Here is a 25,606-nt window from a genome sequence, read left to right as displayed (position 1 = left end):
GTTTGAACATGAGGCGTATCATTCAGCGTCTGATCGCGGCCATCGTGCTGTCGATCGGCATCGTCGCCGCCGCGGTCGGCACGTCCTACGGCCAGGACAAGGTTGTCCGCATCGGCTACCAGAAATACGGCAAGCTGGTGCTGCTCAAGAGCAAGGGCACGCTGGAGCCGAAGCTCGCCGCCGACGGCTACAAGGTGGTGTGGACCGAATTCCCCTCCGGCCCGCCGCTGCTCGAGGCGCTCAATGTCGGCGCGATCGATTTCGGCAACACCGGTGAAGCCCCGCCGATCTTCGCGCAGGCCGCCGGCGCGCCCATTCAATATGTCGCTTACGAGCCGCCGGCGCCGAAGGGCGAGGCGATCCTGGTGCCGAAGGATAGCCCGCTGAAATCGGTCGCCGATCTCAAGGGCAAGAAGGTCGCGCTCAACAAGGGCTCCAACGTCCACTACCTCCTGCTCAAGGCGCTGGAGAAGGCCGGCGTCAAATATTCCGAGATCGAGCCGGTGTTCCTCGCGCCCGCCGATGCGCGCGCCGCCTTCGAGCGCGGCGCGGTCGATGCCTGGGTGATCTGGGATCCGTTTCAGGCCGCGGCGGAAGCGGCCACCGGCGCGCGCACGCTCACCGACGGCACCGGCATCGTCGCCAACTACCAGTTCTATTTCTCCTCGAAGAAATTCCTCGAAGCCAACCCAGAGATCGTCGACGCCGTGCTGACTGAGCTGAGCTCGGTCGACGATTGGGCCAAGGGCGACATCCATGCCGTTGCCGAGCAGCTTGCGCCGGCGATCGGCCTGTCTGTCCCCGTTGTCGAGGTGGCGCTGAAGCGGCAGTCCTACGGCATCAAGCCGATCACGGATGCCGTCATCGCCGACCAGCAGCAGGTTGCCGACGCGTTCTTCGCGCTCAACCTGATCCCCAAATCCATCAAGATTTCCGACGTGGCGCGCAAGCCAAGATCATGAGCAAGCACATGAGTAAGCAGTCCAACGCCAATATCCTCTGGTTCCTGCCGACCCACGGCGACGGCCGCTATCTCGGCACCGGCATCGGCGGCCGTGAGGTCAACTTCAACTATCTGCGCCAGATCGCGCAGGCCGCCGACCAGCTCGGTTATTACGGCGTGCTGTTGCCGACCGGGCGATCTTGCGAGGATTCCTGGATCGTTGCCTCCTCGGTCGCGCCGTTCACCGAGCGGCTGCGCTATCTCGTGGCTGTCCGCCCCGGCCTGCAATCGCCTAGCGTGGCTGCGCGGATGACCGCGACCCTCGACCGCGTCACCAACGGCCGGCTCCTCGTCAATGTCGTGACCGGCGGCGATCCCGTCGAGAACAAGGGCGACGGCATTTTCCTCGGCCATGACGAGCGCTACGAGGTCACCCGAGAGTTCCTCAGCGTCTATAGCGACCTGCTCGCCGGCAGGACCGTCAATGTCGAGGGCAAGCACATCCATGTCGAGGGTGGCAAGCTGCTGTTTCCGCCGGTGCAGTCGCCACGGCCGCCGCTCTACTTCGGCGGTTCGTCCGATGCCGGCATCGACGTCGCCGTCGACGCCGTCGACAAATATCTCACCTGGGGTGAGCCGCCGGCTCTGGTTGCCGAGAAGATCGCGAAGGTGAGGGAGGTCGCAGCTGCGCGCGGCCGCAGGCTTTCCTTCGGCATTCGTCTTCATGTGATCGTCCGCGAGACCAATGAAGAGGCCTGGGGCGCCGCGAACGAGTTGATCAAGCATGTCAGCGACGACACCATTGCGCTGGCGCAGAAGAACTTTGCCCGCATGGACTCCGTCGGCCAGCAGCGCATGGCGCAGCTCCATGGCGGCAAGCGCGACAAGCTCGAGATCGCCCCGAACCTGTGGGCCGGTGTCGGCCTCGTGCGCGGCGGCGCCGGCACGGCGCTGGTCGGCGACGCCCAGACGGTAGCGGCCCGCATCAGGGAGTATCAGGACATCGGCATCGATACCTTCATCATGTCGGGCTACCCGCATCTGGAGGAGGCGTATCGCTTTGCTGAGCTGGTCTTCCCGCTTCTCTCGCTGGAGCAGCCGAGCAACGTGACCAAGTTGCACTTCAACGGCGGTCCTTTTGGTGAAACGGTCGGCAGCGATTTCCGTCCGCAGCAGCGGGTGTCCGAGTCATGAGCCTGATTGACAGCGTTTCACTTCCGCGCAGCTTCCGCCTGCCGCGGGTTGACGGCCTGATCCAGTGGATCGTGCCGCTCGCGATCATCGCAATCTGGCAGGTCGCGAGCGTCACCGGCTTCGTGCCGACGCGGGTGCTGCCGGCGCCGAGTGACGTCGTGCTCGCGGGCTGGAAGCTGCTGCTCTCCGGCGAGCTCGTCCGCAACATCTGGGTGTCGTTCTGGCGTGCCTCGATCGGCTTCCTGATCGGCGGCGGCATCGGCTTCGCGTTCGGTCTCGCCAACGGCCTGTCGCAGCTCTCGGCCAAGCTCACCGACACCACGCTGCAGATGGTGCGCAACGTGCCGCATCTGGCGCTGATCCCGCTGGTCATTCTGTGGTTCGGCATCGACGAGAGCGCAAAGCTGTTCCTGGTGGCGCTCGGCGTGTTCTTCCCGATCTACCTCAACACGCTGCACGGCATCCGCACCGTCGATCCGCAGCTGATCGAGATGGGCCGCATCTACGGCATGACCGACAGCGAGCTGTTCCGCCGGGTGATCTTCCCCGGCGCGCTGCCTTCGATCTTCGTCGGCATCCGCTTCGCGCTCGGCATCATGTGGCTCACCCTGATCGTCGCCGAGACCATCGCGGCCTCCTCGGGTCTCGGTTACATGGCGATGCAGGCGCGCGAGTTCATGCTGATCGACGTCGTCGTGCTCTCGATCCTGATCTACGCCCTGCTCGGCAAGCTCGCCGACAGCGCCTCCCGCGTGCTGGAGCGCCTGACGCTCTCCTGGCACCCCGCCTTCCAGAAACGCTGAGCAGAAATACTGGGAATCACATGCAGACAGCTCTTCGTACGACCCTTCCCGAAACCGAGCTCGCCAGCCGCGCCAACTTCGTACCGCAGGCACGCGTCGTGCGCGAGGAGCGTCCGACGCAGGCCACAGGCCTGCCACTCAGCATTCGCGGCTTGCGCAAGTCCTTCGGCGACAACGAGGTGCTGCGCGGCATCGACCTGCACATCCCCGCCGGCCAGTTCGTCGCCATCGTCGGCAAGAGCGGCTGCGGCAAGAGCACGCTCTTGCGTCTGATCGCGGGTCTGGAAAAGATCGACGCCGGCAGCATCAGCTTCGGCGATGCGGCGGTCCAGCCCGAGGATATCCGCGTGATGTTCCAGGAGCCGCGGCTGCTGCCCTGGGCGCGGGTGCTCTCCAATGTCGAGGTCGGCCTCGGCCGCGATCGTGCTTCAAAAGATGCGCATGTGCGCGCCGAGAAGGCGCTTGCCGAGGTTGGACTGACCGACAAGCGCGACCAGTGGCCCTCGGTGCTGTCGGGCGGCCAGAAGCAGCGCGTCGCGCTCGGCCGCGCGCTGGTCTCCCGTCCCCGCGTGCTCGCTTTCGACGAGCCGCTCGGTGCGCTGGACGCCCTGACCCGCATCTCGATGCAGCGGCTGCTGGAGCGGGTCTGGCGCGACCAGGGCTTTACCGCGATCCTGGTGACCCACGACGTCTCCGAGGCCGTTGCCTTGGCCGACCGGGTGCTGGTGATCGACGAGGGCCGGATTGCCCACGACGTTACGGTTAACGCCGCCCGGCCGCGCGAACGCAGCTCCGCCGAGCTCGCGGGCCTCGAAGGCTCGATCCTGAGCCATCTTTTGTCGGCGGACGATCGTACCTAAATACAGGGGAACCCCGCTTCGGGGACCATGCCATGAATGTAGTGCCTCGCGATCTCATGACTGAAACTGCCGTCTCGTCTGCCGATTTCCGCGGCGCCATGCGCCATCTCACGGGGGGCGTCAGCGTCATCACCGCCGGGCGGGGCAAGGACATCACTGGCATGACGGTGACCTCGGTGACCTCGCTGTCGGTCGAACCGCCGACGCTGCTGGTCAGCATCAACCGCGATGCCTCGTCCTTCCCGCTGGTCAAGCGTTACGGTGCCTTCGGGGTGAATATGCTCGCGGCCGATCAGCTCGATGTCGCCGAGCGCTTTGCCGGCAAGGGCGGCCTGAAGGGCGCCGATCGCTTCGCAGGCAGCCAGTGGGTGACGGCGGTCTCAGGCGTTCCGCTGCTCGTCGGTGCATTGTCCGCGGTCGATTGCGAGGTCGAGGAGATCGTCGAGCGGCATTCGCACGGCATCGTCATCGGGCGCGTCAGGAGCGTCAGGAATTCGATCCGCAATGCCGCATTGGCCTATTGGCACGGCCAGTATGTGGCGGTCGATCAGGACGAAGACGCGGCGAGGCTCGCAGACGTCAGCGTTCCCGCCCGCGGCCTCCGCGGCGTTTGATCGCCGCCCTTGGGCGGCCCGCAGGCTGGCCTTTTCTCCATCATCGCTCTAGAAGCGCTTTGGGCCGCCCCGTCCGGGACGGCAATGGAGCGGAACGATGAAGCGCGTCGCGACCTGGGCCTTCTACGCCATCGGCGCGTTGGCGATGGTCTATCTCGCGCTCTACGCCTATGCGATGTTCTCAGGCCAACCGATCGTGCCGGGCGACCCCATCCATATTTTCCGCAAGCCGGATGCACCGAGTTATTCGTAACGGCTCTATCAAATCGTCATGGCCGGGCTTGACCCGGCCATCCACGTCTAGCCGCGATTGACGAGTCTCGTAGGGTGGGCAAAGGCGCTCTTGCGCCGTGCCCACCATCTATCCGCGACGACCGAATTGGTGGGCACGCTTCGCATTGCCCACCCTACAGCGCCTGTGTTCATCCCTTCAAAATCGCCAGCGCCAACGCCTGGGCGCGCGGCACGATGCTGTCGAGCTCGAGATATTCCTCCGGCGTGTGCGCGAGCCCGCCGACCGGCCCGAGGCCGCAGATGGTCGGCGTGCCGACCGCGGCGGTGAAGCCGGAATCGGCGCAGCCGCCGGAAAACTCGCCCTGGAGCGTAGTGAGGCCGACCTGCTTTGCGGCGGCCTGATAGCCTTCGAACAGCGCCTTCGACTCCGCGCTCTGCACCACCGGCACGAACTCGCCCTTGACCGTCAGCGTCGCACTCGTGCCCGGCACGTAAGACGTCGCGATGATGGTCTCGATCGCCGCCATGATCCTCGCGCGATCCGCCGGATCGACGTAACGCAGGTCGATCTGGCCCTCGGCTGAGGGCGCCGTGGTGTTCACGGACTGCCCGCCCGAGACGAGACCGACATTCAGCGTGATGCCCTTGTCGAGATCGGTCAGCGCGTGGATCTGGACGATCTTGTGCGCGAGCTCGCCGATCGCGCTGACGCCCGCGGCGAAATTGGCGCCGGAATGCGCGGCTTTGCCGGTGATGGCAAAGTGCATGAAGATGCCGCCCTTGCGGCCGGTGACGATGTTGCCGGTCGGCCGACCCGGCTCGGAATTGAACACGGCGCGTGCGGCGCGTCCCTCGCGCTCGATCACCGGGCGGGAGGAGGGCGAGCCGATCTCCTCGTCCGAGGTGATCAGCACCTTGATCGGATGCGGGCTGCCGCCGAACTTGTGGAAGGCGGTCGCCACGAAGATGTTCATCACGACGCCGGACTTCATGTCGGCAACACCGGGTCCATAGGCGCGCTTGCCCTCGATCGTGAACGGACGCCGTCCGGCCTCGCCCTTGCCGAACACGGTGTCGCGATGGCCCATCAACAGCACCGGCTTCTCGTTGCTGCCGGGTTTGGCGACCTCGGCATGGATCGCATCGCCGAAGGTGGCGTTGCTTTCGCGCCGGAATGGAATGCCGTGCTCGGCAAAATGCCGCTCGAACCGCGCACCGACCGCATCGACGCCTTCCTTGTCATAGGATCCGGAATCGATGTTCACGACATCGCGCAGCAGATCGATCATCGCCTGCCGCTGCGACGCCAGCCAGTCCGTGATTTGAGCTTCAGACATGTGTATCCTCGTGTTGATCCCAGCACGCTTATAGAGCCGGTGTCGACGATGAGGTAGGCGCGCGAACGCGGGTACCGTGCGCAGAATCGCACGTCGGGTGATACAGAGGTGAAGTTGTGTGGGTTAACGGCTTGGTTCCGCCGTCGCCTCCACACCGCGAAGCTGCGTCGCGACCGTCAATGCGCCGATCTTTCGACCCATGTCCTTGCCGACTTCGGTCGAGAACCGGTAGTGAAAGCCGGCCCAGATGCGGGCGTTGGAGACTTCGTCGCTATAGTCCTGGAGCCGCGACCATTTGCGTGTGACACCAGGTGCAGTAGGGCTGGTCAGCGAGAACTCGCCGAAATCTCCAACGACAGTTTGGAGCACGGTAGAAATCGCTGCCGACGTGATGCAGTGCGCGCAAGGGTACTCCGGATGCATCGGCGTTTCCCCGAGCGGCAGCCAGGACGGATCGCGAGGCGTCGCGGCATTCGACGCCAGATCGGCGTTGCGTATGGCCGTGATAGGTCGCCAGAAATTGTAATGGTACTTCGCGTCAAACACGGCGACGATGGCGTCGTTGCCGGCAATTGACGTCAAGGCGAACAGCCGGGCACAGTCGACGAGATCCATTCCCTTCGCCGTTGCAGCCTGCTTCACAATAGGATTGTAGGTGCGGGCGCCGACAAAGAACCAGAATCGACCGATCGTCGTTTGCTCGGGCGTCCGGGTCGGGCTGCTTCGGCTGCCGACCTCGCGGATCTCGTTGACGTCCCGGGTCCAGACTTCTGAATTGAGCGCCGGCGGCGGCCCGGGGCGAAACTGCGATCCGGAGGCCATGACCCAGGGCGTTGTCGCGCCTGTGGTCGAGAAAAGCGGGACGGTTGTCGGAACGTAGGCGCCCGCTGTCGTCAGGGGCCGGTAACTTTCCGCGGCAGTGCTGCCGTCATTCGCACGAAACTCGATGATCTTTGTCGCGGCCTCTTTCCCAAGGTTGATACCGGCAACCTTGGACACACCGTCGGCAATCGGCGCCAGAGAGTTCGTCAGCGTCGAATCCAGGTCCGCCTTGAGGTCTGGATAGATCGCCAGCAGCACGTCGTGAGCCGCAACTGCCGCCGCAGCTTCCCGCGACGTCGAACGGTCTGCGGGCAGGGAGAATTTGTACGGCGCGTACCGGCGATCAATCGCGTTGACCGCCTCGAACATTGCCACGTGCATCATGGATAGAGTGCGGCTGTGGGCTGCTGGAAGAATTTGCTTCTCGGCAGCGATCGCGTCGGCCTTTGCGTTCCAATCCATGATCACGTCAGCGCGTGCAAGCGTCGCCGAGGCTGCGAGAAGCAGAACGATCATCGATAAGCGGGAGATCGTCCACGAGGAGTATTTCATGGCTTGCCCTTTCGAGTTGAAGGACGTGTGCGAAGGGGATGCGGACTATCTCCGATGTCACCTCACTCGAAAATTCTACCGATCCCGGTGCGTATCGATGGTGAACTGCTTCACTCGTAGCGCGCCTTGATCCCGAAAATCGAACTTATCCTTCCTGCACAATGGTAGCGCTACAAATGGGTAGGCTTGGCTTACCGTTCGCGCAGCATTGCGGAGTCCGTTATAGTCGGGACAAGCTGCCAGTTGGACGTGCCGAAGTCCCTAACTCAATTTTCAAGGCAGCTCGCGTGCCGTCGGCAGGCCGTGCCTTGCTCTCGCTCAGAGAGCCCTTTCCAAAACTCAATTGTTGCCGCTCTAACTTCGACGGAGAGAAAACATGCCGCTGTTCATCTCGTACGTCTCGTACTCAAATTCCGGCATCAAGGGATTGGTCGACAAGCCGTCCGATCGCACCGCGGTCATCGGAGCGATGATCGAGAAGGCCGGCGGGAAGCTCCAGGGAGCGTTCATGACAACAGGCGCACATGATGCGCTCATCGTTGCGGAGTACCCCGACGGAGCCGATGCTGTCGCCATCGGAATGGCGGCCGCGGCGAGCGGCGCCATCGCCAAGATCGAAACCGTGCGCGCTTGGAAGATGGGTGACTTCAAGAGCATCGCGGAAAAGGCCGCGAAGCTTGCAAGCGTCTACGTTCCGCCTGGCAAGTAGCCTGGTGTGAGCTTGGCGCCGCCATGAGGCAAGACACTCAGTCGCCGTAGCCGGCCTCTTCCCGGCCATTCGCACGCTTCGTGTGAATGTCCCGGGTGGGCATGATGAGATCGAAGAGCTATTTGCTCACCCCATGGCCGGCATCCGCGGATATTCGCCCGGCGTTCCCGCCGGTGTAATCGGGATGCCGCCGTCGGAATATTCGTTGAGCTTGTTGCGCAGCGTGCGGATCGAGATGCCCAGGATATTCGCGGCATGGGTCCGGTTGCCGAGGCAGTGCTTCAGCGTCTCCAGGATCAGGTCGCGTTCGACGTCGGCGACGGTTCGGCCCACCAGCGCCCGCGTTACCTGCTCGGCGGCCATGGTCGCATGCGCCACGGCCGGGGCGGTCTTGGCGAGGTCGAGGCGGTCGCCGTCGGGTGTGAGGATCGCGTCGGGGCCGATCTCGTCGCCCTGGGCCATCAGCACCGAGCGGTGCATGGTGTTCTCGAGCTCGCGGACGTTGCCCTGCCAGCGGTTGGTGGAGAGCACGCGGCGTGCTTCCGCCGAGATTGGGCGCACGGGTACGCCGTTGGCTTCGGCATATTTCTTCACGAAATGCTGGGCGAGCTCGAGGATGTCGAGGGGACGCTCGCGCAGCGGCGGGATCTTCAGGTTCACGACGTTGAGGCGGAACAGCAGGTCCTCGCGGAACGTGCCTTCGCGCACGGCTTCCGCCAGGTTGCGGTTCGAGGTCGCGATGATGCGGATGTCCACCGGCACCGGCTTGGTGCCGCCGACGCGGTCGATCACGCGCTCCTGGATCGCGCGCAGCAGTTTTGATTGCAGGCGGACGTCCATCTCCGAGATTTCGTCGAGCAGCAGCGTGCCGCCGGTCGCTTCCTCGAACTTGCCGATGCGGCGGGCGATCGCGCCGGTGAAGGCGCCCTTCTCGTGGCCGAACAGTTCGGATTCCAGCAGATGCTCGGGGATCGCGGCGCAGTTGATCGAGATGAACGGCCTCTTGGCGCGGGCCGAGCGGGTGTGGACGTAGCGGGCCAGCACTTCCTTGCCGGTGCCGGATTCGCCGGTGACCATCACCGAGGCGTCGGAGCCCGCGATCTGCTGGGCGAGCTTGATCACCTTGGCCATGGCCTCGTCGCGATAGACCAGCTCGCGGGAATCGTTGGCGACGGCGGCCAGCACCGCGGCGATCAGCTCCGGATCCGGCGGCAGCGGGATGTATTCCTTGGCGCCGGCGTGAATCGCCGCGACCGCGGCGCGGGCGTCGTTGGTGATGCCACAGGCGACGATCGGAGCGTGGATGTGCTCGGCCTCGAGCCGCATCACGAGGTCGCGGATGTCGAGGGCGACGTCGACCAGCAGGAGGTCGGCGCCCTTGCCGCCGCGCAGCACGCGCATCGCCTGCTCGTGATCCTCGGCGTGGGTCACGGTGGCGCCGTTCTCCATCGCGATCTTGGTGGCGGTGGTGAGCTGGCCCTTCAATGTGCCAACGATGAGAAGCCGCATGTCAGTCTCCTGTCCGTCTGGTCGCGCTGTCGCGCGTCATTCCTTGCGCTACTAGCTGCGTTCGGTCTTGATGATTTCGGTCATGGTCACGCCGAGCTTGTCCTCGACCAGGACGACTTCGCCGCGGGCGACCAGCTTGTTGTTGACGTAGATGTCGATGGCCTCGCCGACGCGGCGGTCGAGCTCGAGCACGGTGCCGGGCCCGAGCTTCAACAGCTCGCTGACGTCCATCTTGGAGCGGCCGAGCACGGCCGAGACCTGCACCGGCACGTCGAACACGGCCTCGAGGTCGGCGGCGGCGCGCGCCGCATATTCGTCCTCGTTGTAGCCGATGTCGGTGCCGGCAGGCGGCATCGGGCCGTTGAGATCGGGCAGCGGGACCTGTCCGTCGGTGTCGCTCATGGCTTAGCTCCCCCTGCGGGACGCGATATAGCGTCCGACCATTTCGTCGATCTTGGCCGCGATGGCGCCGCGTTCCAGCACGACGCCGCCGTCCGCCCATTCGATCCGGCAGTCGCCGGTGACGATATCGGGCTCTGCCAGGATCACCAGCCGGCCCTCGAAGCCGCTCTGCTTGGCGAGCCGCTCGATCTTCTCGCGCGCGCTGTCGTAGAGCGCGTCGTTGATACGGACGACGAGATGCGGCGTCGCGACCAGGTGCGAGAAGCAGTCCTTGACCAGCGCCATGATCTCGCCGAGCGGTTCGGCGGCGACCAGATCGGCGCACAGCTTGCGCGCCACCGCCACCGCGACGTCGACCGCCTCGGTCTCCATCTTGGTCTCGATGTTGCCGATGCCGGCGGCGACGCCGCGGATACCGATGTTGATCTCCTCCATGGCGAGCGCGACGCGGCGGTCGCTCTCGGCCTTGGCTTCGCGCTGGCCGGCTGTAAAGCCGTCCTGATAGGCGCGCGCCTCGGCTTCCGCGACCTTCTGGGCGATCTCGGCGGCGGTCGCAGCCTTCTCGCGCGGCGACCGCTCGGGCGCTGCGAAGTCGGTGTCGAACAGGAATTTTGCGGGGGCACCCATCAGTACACCAGTTCGTCGTCGGCGCGGTTCTTGGTCAGCATGATCTCACCCTTGGCGGCGAGGTCCTTGGCGAGGTTGACCAGCAGCGCCTGGGCCTCGTCGACGTCGCGCAGGCGGACCGGGCCCATTGCCGCCATGTCGTCCTGGAGCATCTTGGCCGCGCGCGAGGACATGTTGCCGAAGAAGAAGTTGCGGACGTCCTCGTTGGCGCTCTTGAGCGCGACGCCGAGCTTGTCCTTGTCGACATTGCGCATCAGGGTCTGGGCCGAGCCGGAATCCAGCTTCACGAGGTCGTCGAAGGTGAACATCAGCGCCTTGATGCGCTCTGCCGATTCGCGGTTGTCCTCTTCCAGCGAGGTGATGAAGCGGGTTTCGGTCTGGCGGTCGAAATTGTTGAAGATTTCCGCCATCACCTCGTGGGCGTCGCGGCGGCGGGTCTGCGACAAATTGGACATGAATTCGGTGCGCAGCGTCTTCTCCACGCTCTCGATCACCTCCTTCTGCACCGCTTCCATCTTCAGCATGCGGTTGACGACGTCGAGCGCGAGTTCTTCCGGGAAGATGCCGAGCACGCGCGCGGCGTGTTCCGGCTTCAGCTTCGACAGCACGACCGCGATGGTCTGCGGATATTCGTTCTTGAGGTAGTTTGCGAGGACCTCTTCCTGCACGTTGGAAAGCTTTTCCCACATGTTGCGGCCGGCGGGGCCGCGGATCTCGTCCATGATGCCGTTGACACGCTCCGGCGGCAGGTACTGCTGCAGCAACCGCTCGGTGGCGTCGAAATTGCCCATCAGTGCGCCGGAAGCCGACATGCGGGAGACGAATTCGAGCAGCATGTCCTCGACCGTGTCGACCTCGACGGTGCCGAGCGTCGACATTTCCAGCGAGAGCTGGCGCACCTCGTCGTCGTCGAGCATCGACCAGATCTTGCCGCCATATTGCTCGCCCAACGCCAGCATCAGGATCGCGGCGCGCTTGGGTCCCGTCACCGCCTCGATCTTGCTGCCCGCGCGGCTGCCCTGGCGGGCACCGAGCGTCGAGATCACGCTGGTGATGTCGTTGGAGTTGGCGTTTTGCAGGTTGCCGGCCATGTCAGTTCACTTCTCGATTATTTCGCGGGTTCGGTCAGCCATTGGCGGATGATGGCGACGGTTTCGTTGGGGTTGCGCTCGGCGAGCTCGCCGACGCGATGAACGGACTGGGCATGGACCTGGCCCTGAATGGTGGCGACGTCGATCGCGCTCGCGGCGCCGCCCGGCAGCAGCGCCTGCCCGGCAGGCGCGGCCTCCTCCGAAGCGGCGGGGCCGGCGAGGGCGCCCGAGATGGCGGCGGCGACCTCCTCGGAGGCGAGGATGCGCTTGACCAGCGGGCGGATCACCAGGAACAGCACGACCAGGCCGAGCAGCATCATCACGCCGAGCTCGACGAAGTACATGACGTCGTCCTTGGTGAACTGGAGCATGCCAAGGAAACCGGAGGGCTCGGCGATCGGGGCGGTGGAGGGGGCGTCGGCAAAGCGCAGGTTGACGACCTCGACCTGGTCGCCGCGCTTCTGGTCGAAGCCGATCGCCGAGCGCACCAGGGTGGCGATGCGGTCGAGCTGTTCCTTGGTGCGGTCCGTGTAGGCGAGCTCGCCCTTGTCGTTCTTGGAATAGATGCCGTCGACCAGCACCGCAACCGAGATGCGGTTGACCCGGCCGGCCTCGGTCACCTCGGTCTTGGTGGTGCGGGAGATCTCGTAATTGTTGGTCTCTTCGGTCTTCTTGCTCTGGTCCTTCGCCGTCGGACCGCTGTTCTGCTGGTTGCCGGGCAGCTCGTTGTTGACGGTGACCTGGCCATTGTTGTCGGCGGTGAGGCTGCTCTCTTCCCGGGTCTGGCTCGAGCGCAGCACGCGGCCCTCGGGATCGAACTTGTCCGAGGTCTGGGTGACCTTGTTGAAGTCGAAATCGGCGGAGAGCTGGACGCGGGCGCGGCCGGAGCCGACCACGGAGGAGACGATGTCCTCGACCTGCTTGCGCATCCGCTTCTCGAAGGCGGTGCGGCGCTCGTCGCCGACCGCCTGCTCCGGATCGGTCGCGGCGCCGTCGGCGAGCAACTGGCCGGCCTCGTCGACGATCGAGACCCGCTGCGGCTTCAGCCCGTTGACGGCGGAGGCGACGAGGTGGCGGATGGCGCGGATCTGCTGGGCCTCGAGCGAGCCGCGGACCCGAACCACGATCGAGGCCGACGGCTCCGGCGCCTCGCGCGAGAACAGCGGGCGCTCGGGCAGCACGAGATGGACGCGGGCGGCCTGGATGCGGTCGATGGCGCGGATGGTGCGGGCGAGCTCGCCTTCGAGCGCGCGGAGATGATTGATGTTCTGGACGAAAGAGGTGGTGCCGAGCGCATCCGACTTGTCGAACACTTCGTAGCCGACGCCGCCGCCCTTGGGCAGGCCGCCCTCGGCGAGCTTCATCCGCAGGCGCGTGACCTTGTCCTTGGGCACCATGATGATGCTGCCTTCATTGCGCAGCTCGAACTGGATGCCCTGTCGTTCCAAATCCTTGATAATGCCGGAAGAATCCTCGACCGAGAGGTCGGTGAACAGCGTCGTCATCTGCGGCGTGGTCACGCGCATGATGACGAACGCGAAAAAGCCGATGAGCGCGGCGGTGACCGCGATCATCGCCCCGAACCGGGCGGCGCCGATACCCTTCAAAAAGTCCGCAAGACCTTGCAAGCAACCGCCCCGACAGCTTCGGCTGCTTTCACTGGAAAGGCCGACTGGGCAATTATTGCCTAGGTGATGGTTTCGATATGGTTAACGAAGGTTAAGAGCTGGGACAAAAGTCGCGCCAAAAGGAAACATGAAAAAAATCGGCCTCGCGGAGCGAGGCCGATTTTCGTCAAAAGCTGCAGATTTCCGGATCGCTTACTGGCGATATTGCTGGATGCGGGTGGTGCGAAGACCCGCCAGACCGTGCTGGTCGATGGAAAACTGCCAGGAGAGGAATTCGTCGACCGTCAGGGTATAACGGCTGCAGGCCTCCTCGAGGGAGAGAAGTCCGCCACGCACAGCGGCGACGACTTCGGCCTTGCGGCGGATGACCCAGCGTTTGGTGCCGGGGGCGGGCAGATCTGCGATCGTCAGCGGACTGCCGTCCGGCCCGATGACGTATTTTACCCTCGGGCGATGGGGTTCTGTCATGGCGTACTCACAAACTCTCAACCACTGAACTCACGCCGTAACCCTACGCGTGCGGGCTTAAAAATCCGCTAAGCCTAAGGCTTCAATACAATTCTCGTTGAAAATGGCTGGAACACAGCCGGCCCGGAGGGCTGGACACCATGATCCGAGCCGTCCGAGCGGGGTCTTCGTTAATACTTTACTAACGAATGGAGCCGGCGAAGCCCCAACTGTCGTCCCGGGGCGCGCGTAGCGCGAGCCCGGGACCCCTAACCCCATGGAGTAGTTTGACGACGACTCGGGGTTACGGTCTCACGCGAAAACGACGTCCTGTGGTTATGGATCCCCGCGTTCGCGGGGATCACATCTCGTGTGTGGCGAGGCGCGCGCCTTTAGTTGCTGCTGGTGGCGATGATGCTCTTCACCTGGCTCAGGGTGTAGCTGGCACCGTCGATGGTGAGCAGCGGCGGCGACTGGGTCAGGTCGACGGACGACACCACGCCCTGCACCTGCGCGGCGATGCCGACAGTGTTGTTCGCGACATCCTTGCCGGTGGCCGAGATCGTGTACTTGCCGTCGGGCCATTGCGTGCCGTCATTGCCCATTCCGCTCCAGGTGAAGGGAATGTCGGTGCCGGCCGAGGCGGTATATTTGCCGGTGAACACGGTCTGGCCGGTGGAATTGGCAACCGTGATGTCGACGGTCGAGTCGCTGGGCACGTTGAGATGCCAGGTCGCCGACGAGTTCGTCATGGTCGCGGTCGAGCCGTCGACCAGAGCGGTCTTGCCGACGAAGCCCAGCGCTTGGGTCGCCTGCGTGGTCTGTTGCAGGGTAACGAGCTGGGACAGTGAATCGTTGGTCTTGAGCTGCTGCTCGACGCCGGCGAACTGCACCAGCTGCTGGGTGAACTGGTTGGTGTCGAGCGGATCGAGCGGGTTCTGGTTCTGCAGCTGCGTCGTCAGCAGCGTCAGGAAGGTCTGGAAGTTGCCGGCCAGCGTCGATCCCGTGCTCGAGCTCAGCGAGTTCGACGAGGACGATGACGATGAGGTCTGCGTCGTCCCGGAGACGACGGCGGGCGCGGTGGCGGCATTCGTGGTGGTCATGTTCGAATACTCCTCACACTCTGATGTCGACGCCGCTGCTCGATCCGAGCATGCGGCCGTAACCGCGCCCGACGGGCGCGGCAGCAACGGTGTCGTCTTCGCTGATGATCAGCCGGCGGGCATTGCCGCCATTGTCGTTGTTCTGGCCGGAATTCTGGCCCGATGAATTTTGGTCGCGCAGGCTGAAGGACAGCCCGTTGCTGCCGGTCTTGAGGCCGGCATCGTCGAGCGCGCGCTGCAATTGCGGCGCGTCCTGCCGCAGCATCTGCAGCGTCTCCGGCTTCTCGACGGTGAGATGCGAGGTGACCTGGCCGTTGCGATCGACATTGATGCGGACGTCGATGCGGCCGAGGTCGATCGGATCGAGGCTGATGTCGAACCGCGTCTTGCCGGCGCGCGCAGCCGCGGCGATCTCGACCGGCACGCTGCTGATAGGCACGGGCGTGGAATTTGCAGCGGTCGCGGTGAGCGTCGCGGTCGATGCGGTGGCGGCCGACGTCGTATTGGTCAGCGGCGCCTGGATGGTGGAGGCGGCCTGCGCGCTGGTGTCGGTCGTGGGCACTGCGGCCTGTGTGGCCCCATGCGCGTGCGTGGTTGCCGTTGCCGGCGTCGCGTCGGAGCGGTCGGAGGCGCCGGTCTTCGCGTCGGTCGGGTTCGTCTCGGCCTGCGGCTTGGCGGCTTGCGCATGCGCGGTCGCCGGGGTTTGCGTGGCGTTCGCCTTGCCCGCGTCCTGGCCGATATTGGAGACGTCGCTCTCGCCTTGCACTGTCGCGACGGCCTTGAACGAAGGCTTCGGCGTGCCCTGGTCCACTGCGGCGACCAAGCCGCCATTGGTCTTGGCATCGGTCGCGGTGCCGTCGGTCGTCGTGCCGGTGGCGGCATCGCCCAGCGTTGTCGTCGTGTCGGTATCGACCTTGGCACCCGCGGTCTTGGCGCTCTTGTCGCTCGCCGTGGCGGTGTCGGTCTTGCCGCCTGCGATCTGCGCCGCGGTGGAAGCGCTGGCGGCGATGCCGGCGGCCGCAATCGTCAGCGGCGAGGCGGCGGCATCGCTGACCTGGCTCGCGGCTGCGTTCGGATCGACCGGCACCACGGGCGGGGCCACCACGATCGCGTTCGGATCCGGCACGGCGACCTGCGCCGCGTCGGGCTGCACGGCGGCATCGACGGTGGCGGCAGCGGTGCCGTCGGTCTTGTCGCCCTTGGTGTCGTCGGCTTTATCCGCCGATTTGGCGTCGGAGGTCTCGGACTTGTCCTTGGTCGGCTTGGCCGGATCGGCCGTCGCGTCGCTCGCGGTGGGGGCCGATGTGTCGGTGTCGTCGTTCGCCTTGCTCTGCGAGGGCTGGTCGGTCGCGGCGGTATCGCGCGGGCCCTTGTCCGGGGCGGATGACGGCTCGGTCCGGCGCGGCGCGGTGTCCTGCGACGGCGCGTTGTTGCTGATCGCCTGGGTGTTGCTGTCGACCAGCGAGCCAAAGGAGTCGTTGGTGGACGTGTCTTTGGCGCTCTGCGACCGGGCAGGCTTTTGCGGCGTGCTCTGGACTTGCACGCTGGCTGCTACGTCTGACGTCCGACCGACCACGGAAAACCTCTTGGCAACATCTTCGGCATAGGGGGTAGCAAGGAGCGGGCCAGCTCCTTTCCGATCTTTTTTACCAAGTAAAATCAATTAGTTGATTGATTTGTGTCCTCGCCGCGAAGGGCGCGAAAGCCCCGCCATTTCTGCCTCCCCGGCAAGAATTGCCCTAAGCGGCCGCCCGCGTGATTGCTTCACCGGAATGGCGCCTATATTAAAGAGCTGCTCTCAGCCGCTTTCGACCGGGCAGTCGTGCCTCCGGGGGAACCAAAGTTCCCGGGGAGCGTCGATGTCCCGCCGGAAGCCGACATGTCCAAGTCATCGCGGATCGCGAACGCCGCCGTCACAACGCTTTAAGGCCCATGCTGAACAGTCTGGATCTCGAAGGCCGTCCTGAGGAAACCAGGGTCGTCGTTGCCATGTCGGGCGGCGTCGATTCCTCGACGACGGCTGCGCTGCTCAAGGCCGAGGGCTATGACGTCGTCGGCATCACGCTGCAGCTTTACGACCATGGCGCGGCGACCCACCGCAAGGGCGCCTGCTGCGCCGGCCAGGACATCCACGACGCCCGCGACGTCGCCGCCAAGCTCGGCATTCCCCATTACGTGCTCGATTACGAGGATCGCTTTCGCGCGTCCGTCATCGACAATTTCGCCGACTCTTACGCGCTCGGCGAGACGCCGGTGCCGTGCATCGAGTGCAATCGCTCCGTCAAGTTCCGCGACCTCCTGAAGACCGCGCGCGAGCTCGGCGCCCAGGCGCTCGCCACCGGTCATTACGTCGCCTCGCGCCGCCGCGACGACGGCTCGCGCGCGCTGGTCTGTGCCGCCGACAGCGATCGCGACCAGAGCTACTTCCTGTTCGCGACCACGCAGGAGCAGCTCGACTTCCTGCGCTTTCCGCTCGGCGACATGACCAAGCCCGAGACGCGCGAGCTCGCGCGCCGTTTTGGTCTCGCGGTCGCCGACAAGCACGACAGCCAGGACATCTGCTTCGTGCCGACCGGCCGCTACACCGACATCATCACCCGTCTGCGTCCGAACGCGATGGACCCCGGCGACATCGTCGATCTCGACGGCCGCGTGCTCGGCCGGCACAACGGCATCGCCAATTTCACCGTCGGCCAGCGCCGCGGCCTCGGCATCGCCGCTCACGCGCCGCTGTTCGTGGTGAGGCTGGATGCCCCGGGCCGCCGCGTCGTCGTCGGCCCGCGCGATGCGCTGAAGATGCACCGCATCGTGCTGCGCGACGTCAACTGGATCGGCGACGGCGACATCGACCGCGCCATCGGCGCCGGCCTCGAGATGTTCGTGCGCGTCCGCTCGACCCGCAGTCCTCAGCCGGCCTGGCTGCGCGGCGGCAACGGCCATTACGAAGTCGAGCTCGTCGCCGGCGAGGAGGGCGTCTCGCCCGGCCAGGCCTGCGTGTTCTACGACGCGCCTTCGGGCCAGGCGCGCGTGCTCGGCGGCGGCTTCATCCAGAGCGCCGCGGCGAAGGTCGCAACGAGCACTGCGAGGCCGCTGGTGGAAGCGGTGCGCGGCTAGCGCATGATCCGGAAAAGTGTGAAGCGGTTTTCCGACCAGATCATGCGCAAGATAAAAAGCTAAGCTGGGGCAGGGGGCATGGCAGCAGACATCTCGCGGGCCGGGGTCGAGAAGGCCTATGGCCGCTGGGCGCCAGTCTATGATCTCGTGTTCGGCAAGGTCTTCGACGCCGGACGGCAGTCGACCATCGCGGAGGCCGACCGCATCGGCGGCCGCATCCTCGACGTCGGCGTCGGCACCGGGCTGTCGCTCTCGGACTATTCGCGCACGACAAGGATCTGCGGCGTCGACATCTCCGAGCCGATGCTGCGCAAGGCGCAGGCGCGCGTGCGCGCACTGCGGCTGTCCAATGTCGAGGTGCTCTCGGTGATGGATGCGAAGAATCTCGCCTTCCCCGAAAACTTCTTCGACGCGGTGGTCGCGCAATATGTCATCACCGCCGTGCCCGATCCCGAAGGCACGCTCGACGAGTTCGTGCGCGTGCTCAAGCCCGGCGGCGAACTGATCCTCGTCAACCACATTGGCGCGGAAAGCGGCCCGCGAAAGCTGTTCGAGCTCGCCTTCGCCCCCATTGCCCGCCGCCTCGGCTGGCGCCCGGAATTCCCGTGGGACCGCCTCGTCAACTGGGCCGCCAGGCACGGCGGCGTCACGCTCGCCGAGCGTCGTCCGATGCCGCCGATGGGTCACTTTTCGCTGATCCGCTACGTCAAAGCGTAGTTGCGAGCAGCACGGGCGGTGCGCCGCAAGTCGGCGCCTGTCGCCGCGAATCGAGACCTCTTCCTGAGGAGCCCGCGTCAGCGGGCGTCTCGAAGGATGCGCCGCGACGAAACCCGCGACATTCCAGCGCTTCAATTCGCCGTGCGTCGGCCGGAACCTCCGCATGGCCGCAGACGTTTCCCTCCCATGCGCACGACATCAAACATCATTTTGGCCAGCCTCCTGATCGCCGCCTCAGGCGCCGCGGTCGCGCAGGCCCCGCCCGCCCCGGCGACGCCGCCGCAAGCGACCGCGCCGCCATCCTCGCAACACGCCGCCAACTGCATGCCGCAGGACCGCCCGAACCGCGCCACCGCGCCCGACGGCACTACCACCGGCCAGTCCCGGGAACCGCTCGGCGACAAGCTGGCCAAGTCCGACGGCGTGCTCTGCCCGCCCTCCGGCGTCGACCCCGACATGCACGCCCCCGCGCCCTCTACGGACGGCGCCATGCCGGTCATCCCACCCCCCGGCAGCCCCGGCGGCGACCCGACCATGCGGCCGAAATAGGCCCGATCCGCATCCCCAATCTCGTCGTCATGCCCAGGCTCGTCCCCGGGCATCCACGTTCTTGGGCAGGCGAATGAAGGCGTGGATGGCCGGGACGAGCCCGGCCATGACGGATTCAGCTACAAAACAGGCTCTATTCACGCGGCGGGTTGTCCCGCACGGGCTTCAGCGAAGGCGGAAAAGGCGAACCACTTTGCTTGACTTCCCGCCGCCCCCTTCCTTATATGCCGCGCGTTCGCGAGATCGGCTGTTTCGGCCTTCGCGATCCCTGTGGCGGGGTAGCTCAGCTGGTTAGAGCACGGGAATCATAATCCTGGGGTCGGGGGTTCGAGTCCCTCTCCCGCTACCACGTATGACCCACTATTATGGTGGGCCTCCGGAAAGACCCCTCCGCCTACCAGTGCGGCCAGCTTTCCCTTCACCTCGACCTCGAAGCCTTCCCAAGGGCCTTTCGGGTGGACAATGACGCTATGCACAAGTGACCTGAAGTCAGCGACCAACGGACCGCGGTCGTCCTCCGCGCTTGCGTGGTTTGCTATCGTGTCGGCAAGCGCATTGACGGTCTCGACGTAGCGGTCCAGCGTTGCCGGATGCAGTGAGATAGGGGTAGGGGACTCCTCAAGTGCAGCCAGTTCCGCCTCCACGAGCAACCGCTCCTGCTTCAACTCGGCGATCCTTTGCTTGGCATCCTCCTCGGAAATCACGTACTTGATCACGAGATCAATATTGCGCTGACGCTCGCCTTCGATCCGGTCACGTTTGGCCTCTAGCCGCAGGCGCTCCGCGGAAGCGTTCCCCGCAAGCCGCTCTCGCTCACTGTTGTAGTTGCGGACGTAAGTCTCGATCAGTCCTGTATCCTTCAACTCCTCGACCATCCCGCTGAGCACAAGTCTTTCGACGTCACGCAGGTAGATGATCCTGCGATTCGAACAACTGCCACTCTCGCGCACAGCTGAGCAACGAATCCTGGTCTTTCCAGTCTTGTCGCGGTCGTGAACTGACATGCCAGATCCGCAACAACCGCACCGAAGGAGACCAGACAGGAGATGCGGCGCCCGTCGCTTCATATGGCTGGCCAAATGACCCTTCTCAGTCTTCAAAGCGTGCGCCTGCTCCCAAACGGACTGTTCGACGATCCGCAGTTGGGGCACATCAATGCTCTGCCACTCCTCACGAGGGTTTGGGCGAGACAATCGTTTGCCTGTATCGGGATCCTTCACCATCCGGACCTTGTTCCAGACAATATGGCCAGCATAGAGCTCGTTAAAGATGAGCCCCGTCCCGCGCTTGGCGTTGCCGTTGATCGTCGACGCATTCCACCGCCGACCTCGCGGCGGACTGATATTTTCCCGATTGAGTTCCTGTGCGATCTCTCGGGGTGCCCGTCCCGCTGTGTACGCAGCAAAAATCCGTCGGACGACCGTGGCTTCATCTTCGACGATTTCGAGTTCGCCGGGTTTACCGAGTATCGCTCTATATCCGTAAGCACGCCCTCCCGCATGTCGGCCATCGCGTATTACGCCGGCCATGCCGCGGCGGACCTTCTTCGCGCCGTCCTCACGCTGCATCTGTCCGACGAGGCCGCGGATCCCAATCAAGATTGAGTCCGCAGTGCCATCGTGAACGGCCTGGATCTCGATCCCTTGGAAAGACAACCTTTTGTGGATGCCGGCCAGATCCTCCATGTCGCGTGAGAGCCGGTCCAATGCCTCTACGATCACAACCGTAAAACGGTGCTGACGCGCAGCATCCATAAGCTGCATCAAACCATCGCGGCCGAATACCGAGGCTCCAGAACGCGCCTTGTCTGCAAAGGTAGCAACGACATCGAGTTGATGACGAGCCGCATGAGCGCGGCATAGGGCAATCTGATCTTCAGTCGATTTTTCGTTTTGAAGCTCGGTCGAGAACCGAGCATAGATCGCTGCGGGTTTCATCTCGAATGCCACTGCTGATGCGTTTGTCGCCAGCGGCATCAAGATGATTCTTCATCAGACGCTCGCTATCAAAAAGATGATCGCGTCTAGCGTCGGCAATTGCAAGTGCTTCAACAAACTTAATTAGAGCAGGATCGATTTGCGCTGAGACTGCGGACGGAGGTCCGCGATTGGGCATTTCTCCTGTCCTCGCGCGGTTCATCCTGTCAGGATGCTGCGTGATGCTGAGAAATGGCAGGCCGTCTACACGCCGATCGTAAAATTGGATACGATGGGAGAAGCAAAGGAAAGAGACTCAGAGGGTGACTCACGGAGCGAAAAATTCTTCGCCGGTGATCGGGCCAAGAAGATATTGCTCCGTCGCTTGCGGGGACCTCCACACAGATCGTCTCCGGTGCAGCGTTAGACCTGCTAACTTTGGAGGATCCCAGGTCCGAGCCGTGGTGTGCCCAACCTATAAATCAAGATCTTAGCGAGCGAACCGTTCGAGAGCGCCGAACTTAAACGGTTTTTCAAACGGCGTTTTGGCGGCCGGCCCGCGAAACCACGCACCCTCTCTCGGCATTGTGATCTATTCTACTCGTCTCGGCGATGCCAATGCGATTCGAAGGCGGCCCGACACAGCCGCTTCCTCGATGTTTCTAAGTCAGGGCCGCGCGACATAACTGGCATTTCCCACTTCTGTTCTACGTCATCGGTGACGCATTGGGGCAGCTGCGCCCCACCTCCACCGAAATAGCGCCTGAAGGCGATGCGGTCCTTCACGTTGTTCCCATGTCCGTTGATCGGGATCGGCGGCTGAATTGGTCCTCAGAATCCTAGGCCGCGTCCCTCGTTGGATACTTGGGAGTGCCGAGGCAGGGACTTGCCGTCGAAGATCGAAAAAAGTTTGTGCCGAAACCGAAAGCCGAATCTATTCTAACCATCGCTGCTTTTCGCCATAGTTCGCGGCGACGCTCATATGTTCGCATTGACGTTTTCTGGCTGCTCAAGCAACTCTCGTCAGTCGAGTTCCAGAGGCGGAGCCTATGCATCGAAATTCGGGAGAGCAAGTCGAGCAAGATCGTCCCGCTTCGAAGTCTTCAGACCAAAGAAAAATACCATTCGCCGAGCGGTTGACCTGTACGATTGACGAAGCGTGCGAAGCCACCGGTTTAGGTCGTACCAAGCTCTACGAGCTGATAGGCGCGGGACAACTGGACACAAGGACTGTCGGACGAAGGCGGTTGGTGCTTGTATCTTCAATCCGAACACTGCTCGATGTGAGTTGTTCAATGGCTAGCGACATCGAGAAGCTTCGGTAGTAGCCTTTCGGTCCATCGGGGCTGTTGCCGACTTGGCGGTCTGCCCGTTCCCCGTGGCTCACGTTGACTGCGACAAATGTGGTGCATCGCGCGACGTTGTTGGCTGTGCTTTCTTCCGTTTTGACCTGTGATTCGGAACAGCTTTGTGAGGCCATTCCAGCCCGAGCGGCGGGCTTGCTACAGTTCCAAACCTAACACGAGCAGCCGCCAGGACGCATAAAGGTGGGGCGGATGGTGGGGCGGAGGAGGAATATGGAAGAACTCCCGCGAAAAAAAGTAAGGCGCGACTGGCATCACCACAGTCGCGCCCTACGTCGCCGGCTTATGGGGCAGGGGGGAATAGCCGGCTGTTGAGACGACTCTCGGGCTTGAGAGTCGTTCCAGGCGGTCGAAAATTTTTTTGTGCGGCCTTTTTATGCGCCCTGCGGTGAATTTCGCACACGGTTAAGTGATCTTAACGGCTGAGAACTGCCAGTCCTCCCATCGCGTTGTTCCCGTGATCGCCATGGGGCGAGGGATTGTCAGCCATGTTACAGATTCAAAAGGTATTTTTGGGTGCCGTCGCGATTGCCGCGACGCTTGGTGCCGTACAGGTCGGTGCCGTCCAGCTGGCTTCCGGCCACGATCTGGCCGCCCGCTGGCAGACGGTCGCCGACAGGCCCACGCAAGATGTGGGTCACAACGTCAACCGTTCCGGCAAGGCCGACCGGTTCGCCGACATCAGGCAGGCCCCGGTTCCCACCCGCACCGTGTCAATGCGGCTGAACGATCTGGCCGAGACCTCGGTGCTGCTGCGGGTCCCCGCGGTCATCGAGACCGGCACCGCCAAGCCGCCGGTGCTGCTCCAGAACCGGAAGCAGGGCCCCAAGCGGCCGACGATTGCCTGCGAGCCGATGGTCAGCTCCCTGACCGAGGTCGCAAAACTGCTCCAGCCCGGCCGCTGTGTGACCTGATCCTTCTTCGCCGCGCCCCTGGCCACCATGGACAGATCGCCTTCCCGCCGGGAGGGCGATATTTCACGTCCACTTGATCCCCTATCCCCTCGCGTTATATGCCGGGTTTCTTCCCCTTTTGATTGACCAGGTAAACGCATGACGACGTCAGATACGGCCGCGCACACGCAGCCTTTCCAGGCCGAGGTTTCCGAGCTTCTGCACCTGATGGTGCACTCCGTCTATTCCGAGACCGACATCTTCCTGCGCGAGCTCGTCTCCAACGCATCGGACGCCTGCGACAAGCTGCGCTATGAAGCCATCGCGAGCCCGGCGCTGCTGGGCGAGGGCGACGCGCTCAAGATCCGGATCATCCCGAACAAGACGGCCGGAACGCTCACGATCGCCGACAACGGCATCGGCATGGAGCGCCAGGAGCTGATCGACCATCTCGGCACCATTGCCCGTTCCGGCACCAAGGCATTCGTCTCGAAGCTGAAGGAGGCCAAGGACGGCCTCGGCCTGATCGGCCAGTTCGGCGTCGGCTTCTATTCCGCCTTCATGGTCGCCGAGAAGATCGTCGTCGTCAGCCGCCGTGCCGGCGAGAGCGACGTGTGGACCTGGGCGTCCTCCGGCGGCTCCGGCTTCGAGATTGCGCGCGCAAGCGATGAGGAAGCGGCGCGCGTGGCACGCGGCACCGAGATCGTCCTGCACCTGAAGGATGACGCGAAGAAATATCTCGAGACCTACGAGATCGAGCGCGTCGTCAGTGCCTATTCCGACAACATCCTGTTCCCCATCGAGCTGGTGCCGGAAGAGGGCGAGCCGCGCCAGATCAACTCGGCGAGCGCGCTGTGGCAGCGCTCCAAGTCCGAGCTGACGGCCGAGGACTACAAGAAGGCCTATCAGCAGATTGCATCGGCCTTCGACGATCCCGCGATGACGCTGCACTACCGCGCCGAGGGCCGCTATTCCTACGCCGTGCTGCTGTTCGCGCCGTCGACGAAGCCGTTCGACCTGTTCGAGCCGAACCGCAAGGGCCGCGTGAAGCTTTACGTCCGCCGCGTCTTCATTACCGACGATGCCGATCTGTTGCCGGGCTATCTCCGCTTCATCCGCGGCGTGGTCGACAGCGAAGATCTCCCGCTCAACATCTCGCGCGAGATGCTCCAGAACAATCCGCAGCTCGCGCAGATCCGGAAAGCCGTGGCGACCCGGGTCGTGTCCGAGCTCGAAAGCCTTGCCGACAAGGACCCGGAGAATTTTACCAGGATCTGGGACGCCTTCGGCGCCGTGCTGAAGGAAGGCATCTACGAGGATTTCGAGCGGCGCGAAAAGCTGCTGTCCCTGTCCCGCTTCACCACCACCTCGGGCGAGAAGCGTTCGCTGAAGGACGTCATCGCCGATTTCAAGCCGAACCAGACCGAGATCTACTATCTCGTCGGCGACAGCATCGAGCGGCTGAAGTCCAATCCGAGGCTGGAAGCTGCGACCGCGCGCGGCATCGAGGTGCTCCTGCTGTCAGATCCGGTCGACGCCTTCTGGACCTCGATGCCATCGGAGTTCGACGGCAAGCCGCTGAAATCGCTGAGCCAGGGCGATCTCGATCTCGACCTGATCCCGCGCACCGACGAGGCCGACGAGGCGAAGAAGGAGGAGCCGCAAGCCGACGAGGCCGCTACCATCGCGGTGATCAAGGCCGCGCTCGGCGAGCGCGTCAGCGACGTCAAGGTCTCGACGCGCCTCACCAGCTCCGCCTCCTGCCTCGTCGCCGACAGCCAGGGCCCGAGCCGCGAGCTCGAGCGCATCCTGTCGCAGCAGAACCGCGGCATGCGCACCAAGCCGATCCTCGAGATCAATCTGCGCCATCCGCTGGTGACGGCGATCACCACGGCGCAGGCCGGCTCCGAGGCGGTGGACGATCTCAGCCTGCTGCTGCTCGAACAGGCGCAGATCCTGGACGGCGAATTGCCCGAAGACCCCGCCGCGTTTGCGGCAAGGCTGAACCGACTGGTCCTGCAGGGGCTGGGCGGGTAGGCGGAACGCTTGCTCGTCATTGCGAGGAGCCAAACGACGAAGCAATCCAGACTGTTCCCGCGGCGGCAGTCCTGGATTGCTTCGCTTCCGCCGTCGCTCTTCGAGCTATGGCGGACAAGTCGCTCGCAATGACGGAGGCCG

The 25,606-nt window shown here is 64.1% G+C and carries 25 protein-coding genes and 1 tRNA gene; 14 read left to right on the top strand and 12 right to left on the bottom strand.

Annotated features, from left to right (window positions below; all coding sequences use genetic code 11):
* The first annotated feature begins 8 nt into the window (after positions 1-8).
* The 6 genes from ACKWRH_RS39890 (at position 9) to ACKWRH_RS39865 (ending at position 4,667) form a co-directional block, all read left to right on the top strand.
* Positions 9-962, top strand: a complete 954-nt coding sequence (locus ACKWRH_RS39890; RefSeq protein WP_445218007.1) for a sulfonate ABC transporter substrate-binding protein — start codon at positions 9-11, stop codon at positions 960-962.
* Positions 959-2,137: an FMNH2-dependent alkanesulfonate monooxygenase gene (gene ssuD / locus ACKWRH_RS39885; RefSeq protein ID WP_445218006.1), complete on the top strand. Its 1,179-nt coding sequence runs from the start codon at positions 959-961 to the stop codon at positions 2,135-2,137. Before ACKWRH_RS39890 ends, ssuD begins: the two co-directional genes overlap by 4 nt.
* Entirely contained in the window at positions 2,134-2,940 is an 807-nt protein-coding gene (gene ssuC, locus ACKWRH_RS39880) for an aliphatic sulfonate ABC transporter permease SsuC (protein WP_282525189.1), read from the top strand. Before ssuD ends, ssuC begins: the two co-directional genes overlap by 4 nt.
* 20 nt (positions 2,941-2,960) lie before the next feature.
* Positions 2,961-3,800 (top strand): ATP-binding cassette domain-containing protein, encoded by an 840-nt coding sequence (locus ACKWRH_RS39875; protein WP_445218005.1) that lies wholly within the window; start codon positions 2,961-2,963, stop codon positions 3,798-3,800.
* Between the two features lie 32 nt (positions 3,801-3,832).
* Positions 3,833-4,414, top strand: a complete 582-nt coding sequence (locus ACKWRH_RS39870) for a flavin reductase family protein (RefSeq protein WP_445218004.1) — start codon at positions 3,833-3,835, stop codon at positions 4,412-4,414.
* A gap of 97 nt (positions 4,415-4,511) precedes the next feature.
* Positions 4,512-4,667 carry a hypothetical protein gene (locus ACKWRH_RS39865; RefSeq protein WP_445218003.1) on the top strand — a complete coding sequence of 52 codons (156 nt, stop codon included), beginning with the start codon at positions 4,512-4,514 and terminating at the stop codon, positions 4,665-4,667.
* A gap of 169 nt (positions 4,668-4,836) precedes the next feature.
* On the opposite strand, the gene ACKWRH_RS39860 is transcribed toward ACKWRH_RS39865, so the two are convergent.
* A complete protein-coding gene (locus ACKWRH_RS39860; protein ID WP_445218002.1) occupies positions 4,837-5,985 on the bottom strand; it encodes a M20 family metallopeptidase in 1,149 nt (382 codons plus the stop codon).
* A 123-nt stretch (positions 5,986-6,108) separates the two neighbouring features.
* Positions 6,109-7,359, bottom strand: coding sequence for a vanadium-dependent haloperoxidase (locus ACKWRH_RS39855; protein WP_445218001.1), 1,251 nt, complete (start codon positions 7,357-7,359; stop codon positions 6,109-6,111).
* 376 nt (positions 7,360-7,735) lie between these two features.
* Between ACKWRH_RS39855 and ACKWRH_RS39850 the strand changes: the two genes are divergently transcribed.
* Positions 7,736-8,068 (top strand): GYD domain-containing protein, encoded by a 333-nt coding sequence (locus tag ACKWRH_RS39850; RefSeq protein ID WP_445218000.1) that lies wholly within the window; start codon positions 7,736-7,738, stop codon positions 8,066-8,068.
* Between the two features lie 126 nt (positions 8,069-8,194).
* On the opposite strand, the gene flbD is transcribed toward ACKWRH_RS39850, so the two are convergent.
* The 8 genes from flbD to ACKWRH_RS39810 all read right to left on the bottom strand — a co-directional run bounded on the left by flbD (position 8,195) and on the right by ACKWRH_RS39810 (position 16,451).
* Positions 8,195-9,577: a sigma-54-dependent transcriptional regulator FlbD gene (flbD, locus tag ACKWRH_RS39845; RefSeq protein WP_445217999.1), complete on the bottom strand. Its 1,383-nt coding sequence runs from the start codon at positions 9,575-9,577 to the stop codon at positions 8,195-8,197.
* 51 nt (positions 9,578-9,628) lie between these two features.
* A complete protein-coding gene (gene fliN, locus ACKWRH_RS39840; protein ID WP_028160971.1) occupies positions 9,629-9,979 on the bottom strand; it encodes a flagellar motor switch protein FliN in 351 nt (116 codons plus the stop codon).
* 3 nt (positions 9,980-9,982) lie between these two features.
* Positions 9,983-10,606, bottom strand: a complete 624-nt coding sequence (locus ACKWRH_RS39835) for a FliH/SctL family protein (RefSeq protein ID WP_445217998.1) — start codon at positions 10,604-10,606, stop codon at positions 9,983-9,985.
* Positions 10,606-11,697, bottom strand: a complete 1,092-nt coding sequence (gene fliG / locus ACKWRH_RS39830; protein WP_445217997.1) for a flagellar motor switch protein FliG — start codon at positions 11,695-11,697, stop codon at positions 10,606-10,608. The genes ACKWRH_RS39835 and fliG overlap by 1 nt, the downstream gene beginning before the upstream one ends.
* Before the next feature lie 17 nt (positions 11,698-11,714).
* On the bottom strand, positions 11,715-13,325 hold the full coding sequence (gene fliF, locus ACKWRH_RS39825; protein WP_445217996.1) for a flagellar basal-body MS-ring/collar protein FliF: 1,611 nt from the start codon (positions 13,323-13,325) through the stop codon (positions 11,715-11,717).
* 192 nt (positions 13,326-13,517) lie between these two features.
* Positions 13,518-13,793 (bottom strand): CtrA inhibitor SciP, encoded by a 276-nt coding sequence (gene sciP / locus ACKWRH_RS39820; protein WP_002714638.1) that lies wholly within the window; start codon positions 13,791-13,793, stop codon positions 13,518-13,520.
* 371 nt (positions 13,794-14,164) lie between these two features.
* A complete protein-coding gene (locus ACKWRH_RS39815; protein WP_445217995.1) occupies positions 14,165-14,875 on the bottom strand; it encodes a flagellar hook assembly protein FlgD in 711 nt (236 codons plus the stop codon).
* A 13-nt stretch (positions 14,876-14,888) separates the two neighbouring features.
* A complete protein-coding gene (locus tag ACKWRH_RS39810; RefSeq protein ID WP_445217994.1) occupies positions 14,889-16,451 on the bottom strand; it encodes a flagellar hook-length control protein FliK in 1,563 nt (520 codons plus the stop codon).
* 356 nt (positions 16,452-16,807) lie between these two features.
* Here ACKWRH_RS39810 and mnmA point away from each other — a divergent pair, with 356 nt between their 5' ends.
* The 4 genes from mnmA (at position 16,808) to ACKWRH_RS39790 (ending at position 19,604) form a co-directional block, all read left to right on the top strand.
* Positions 16,808-17,989, top strand: a complete 1,182-nt coding sequence (gene mnmA, locus ACKWRH_RS39805; protein WP_445217993.1) for a tRNA 2-thiouridine(34) synthase MnmA — start codon at positions 16,808-16,810, stop codon at positions 17,987-17,989.
* A 78-nt stretch (positions 17,990-18,067) separates the two neighbouring features.
* The gene (locus tag ACKWRH_RS39800; RefSeq protein WP_445217992.1) at positions 18,068-18,706 is read left to right on the top strand and encodes a class I SAM-dependent methyltransferase; all 639 of its coding nucleotides are present in this window, start codon (positions 18,068-18,070) and stop codon (positions 18,704-18,706) included.
* Positions 18,707-18,892: 186 nt separating this feature from the next.
* Complete coding sequence (locus tag ACKWRH_RS39795; RefSeq protein WP_445217991.1) at positions 18,893-19,255, top strand: hypothetical protein; 363 nt, start codon at positions 18,893-18,895, stop codon at positions 19,253-19,255.
* 272 nt (positions 19,256-19,527) lie between these two features.
* A tRNA-Met gene (locus ACKWRH_RS39790) sits at positions 19,528-19,604 on the top strand.
* Here the strand turns inward: ACKWRH_RS39790 and ACKWRH_RS39785 are convergent.
* The gene (locus ACKWRH_RS39785) at positions 19,561-21,192 is read right to left on the bottom strand and encodes a recombinase family protein (protein WP_445222558.1); all 1,632 of its coding nucleotides are present in this window, start codon (positions 21,190-21,192) and stop codon (positions 19,561-19,563) included. The genes ACKWRH_RS39790 and ACKWRH_RS39785 overlap by 44 nt on opposite strands.
* Entirely contained in the window at positions 21,131-21,370 is a 240-nt protein-coding gene (locus tag ACKWRH_RS39780) for a hypothetical protein (protein ID WP_445217990.1), read from the bottom strand. Before ACKWRH_RS39780 ends, ACKWRH_RS39785 begins: the two co-directional genes overlap by 62 nt.
* An 850-nt stretch (positions 21,371-22,220) precedes the next feature.
* Here ACKWRH_RS39780 and ACKWRH_RS39775 point away from each other — a divergent pair.
* From ACKWRH_RS39775 to htpG, 3 genes are all read left to right on the top strand, one after another.
* Positions 22,221-22,496: a helix-turn-helix domain-containing protein gene (locus ACKWRH_RS39775; protein ID WP_445217989.1), complete on the top strand. Its 276-nt coding sequence runs from the start codon at positions 22,221-22,223 to the stop codon at positions 22,494-22,496.
* Between the two features lie 527 nt (positions 22,497-23,023).
* A complete protein-coding gene (locus tag ACKWRH_RS39770; RefSeq protein WP_445217988.1) occupies positions 23,024-23,449 on the top strand; it encodes a hypothetical protein in 426 nt (141 codons plus the stop codon).
* Positions 23,450-23,587: 138 nt separating this feature from the next.
* On the top strand, positions 23,588-25,465 hold the full coding sequence (htpG, locus tag ACKWRH_RS39765; RefSeq protein WP_445217987.1) for a molecular chaperone HtpG: 1,878 nt from the start codon (positions 23,588-23,590) through the stop codon (positions 25,463-25,465).
* The last annotated feature ends 141 nt before the right edge of the window (positions 25,466-25,606 follow it).

The organism is Bradyrhizobium sp. Pa8, from assembly GCF_052588265.1.
Note: the sequence above shows the minus strand (reverse complement) of the source record. Positions and strands in the feature narration are given on the sequence as shown.

What these genes read in the sequence shown, in the direction of transcription:
- ACKWRH_RS39890 (WP_445218007.1), top strand. Translation starts at nt 9, where the DNA reads ATGAGGCGTATCATTCAGCGTCTGATCGCGGCCATCGTGCTGTCGATC.
- ssuD (WP_445218006.1), top strand. Translation starts at nt 959, where the DNA reads ATGAGCAAGCACATGAGTAAGCAGTCCAACGCCAATATCCTCTGGTTC.
- ssuC (WP_282525189.1), top strand. Translation starts at nt 2,134, where the DNA reads ATGAGCCTGATTGACAGCGTTTCACTTCCGCGCAGCTTCCGCCTGCCG.
- ACKWRH_RS39875 (WP_445218005.1), top strand. Translation starts at nt 2,961, where the DNA reads ATGCAGACAGCTCTTCGTACGACCCTTCCCGAAACCGAGCTCGCCAGC.
- ACKWRH_RS39870 (WP_445218004.1), top strand. Translation starts at nt 3,833, where the DNA reads ATGAATGTAGTGCCTCGCGATCTCATGACTGAAACTGCCGTCTCGTCT.
- ACKWRH_RS39865 (WP_445218003.1), top strand. Translation starts at nt 4,512, where the DNA reads ATGAAGCGCGTCGCGACCTGGGCCTTCTACGCCATCGGCGCGTTGGCG.
- ACKWRH_RS39860 (WP_445218002.1), bottom strand. Translation starts at nt 5,985, where the DNA reads ATGTCTGAAGCTCAAATCACGGACTGGCTGGCGTCGCAGCGGCAGGCG.
- ACKWRH_RS39855 (WP_445218001.1), bottom strand. Translation starts at nt 7,359, where the DNA reads ATGAAATACTCCTCGTGGACGATCTCCCGCTTATCGATGATCGTTCTG.
- ACKWRH_RS39850 (WP_445218000.1), top strand. Translation starts at nt 7,736, where the DNA reads ATGCCGCTGTTCATCTCGTACGTCTCGTACTCAAATTCCGGCATCAAG.
- flbD (WP_445217999.1), bottom strand. Translation starts at nt 9,577, where the DNA reads ATGCGGCTTCTCATCGTTGGCACATTGAAGGGCCAGCTCACCACCGCC.
- fliN (WP_028160971.1), bottom strand. Translation starts at nt 9,979, where the DNA reads ATGAGCGACACCGACGGACAGGTCCCGCTGCCCGATCTCAACGGCCCG.
- ACKWRH_RS39835 (WP_445217998.1), bottom strand. Translation starts at nt 10,606, where the DNA reads ATGGGTGCCCCCGCAAAATTCCTGTTCGACACCGACTTCGCAGCGCCC.
- fliG (WP_445217997.1), bottom strand. Translation starts at nt 11,697, where the DNA reads ATGGCCGGCAACCTGCAAAACGCCAACTCCAACGACATCACCAGCGTG.
- sciP (WP_002714638.1), bottom strand. Translation starts at nt 13,793, where the DNA reads ATGACAGAACCCCATCGCCCGAGGGTAAAATACGTCATCGGGCCGGAC.
- ACKWRH_RS39815 (WP_445217995.1), bottom strand. Translation starts at nt 14,875, where the DNA reads ATGACCACCACGAATGCCGCCACCGCGCCCGCCGTCGTCTCCGGGACG.
- mnmA (WP_445217993.1), top strand. Translation starts at nt 16,808, where the DNA reads ATGCTGAACAGTCTGGATCTCGAAGGCCGTCCTGAGGAAACCAGGGTC.
- ACKWRH_RS39800 (WP_445217992.1), top strand. Translation starts at nt 18,068, where the DNA reads ATGGCAGCAGACATCTCGCGGGCCGGGGTCGAGAAGGCCTATGGCCGC.
- ACKWRH_RS39795 (WP_445217991.1), top strand. Translation starts at nt 18,893, where the DNA reads ATGCGCACGACATCAAACATCATTTTGGCCAGCCTCCTGATCGCCGCC.
- ACKWRH_RS39785 (WP_445222558.1), bottom strand. Translation starts at nt 21,192, where the DNA reads ATGAAACCCGCAGCGATCTATGCTCGGTTCTCGACCGAGCTTCAAAAC.
- ACKWRH_RS39780 (WP_445217990.1), bottom strand. Translation starts at nt 21,370, where the DNA reads ATGCCCAATCGCGGACCTCCGTCCGCAGTCTCAGCGCAAATCGATCCT.
- ACKWRH_RS39775 (WP_445217989.1), top strand. Translation starts at nt 22,221, where the DNA reads ATGCATCGAAATTCGGGAGAGCAAGTCGAGCAAGATCGTCCCGCTTCG.
- ACKWRH_RS39770 (WP_445217988.1), top strand. Translation starts at nt 23,024, where the DNA reads ATGTTACAGATTCAAAAGGTATTTTTGGGTGCCGTCGCGATTGCCGCG.
- htpG (WP_445217987.1), top strand. Translation starts at nt 23,588, where the DNA reads ATGACGACGTCAGATACGGCCGCGCACACGCAGCCTTTCCAGGCCGAG.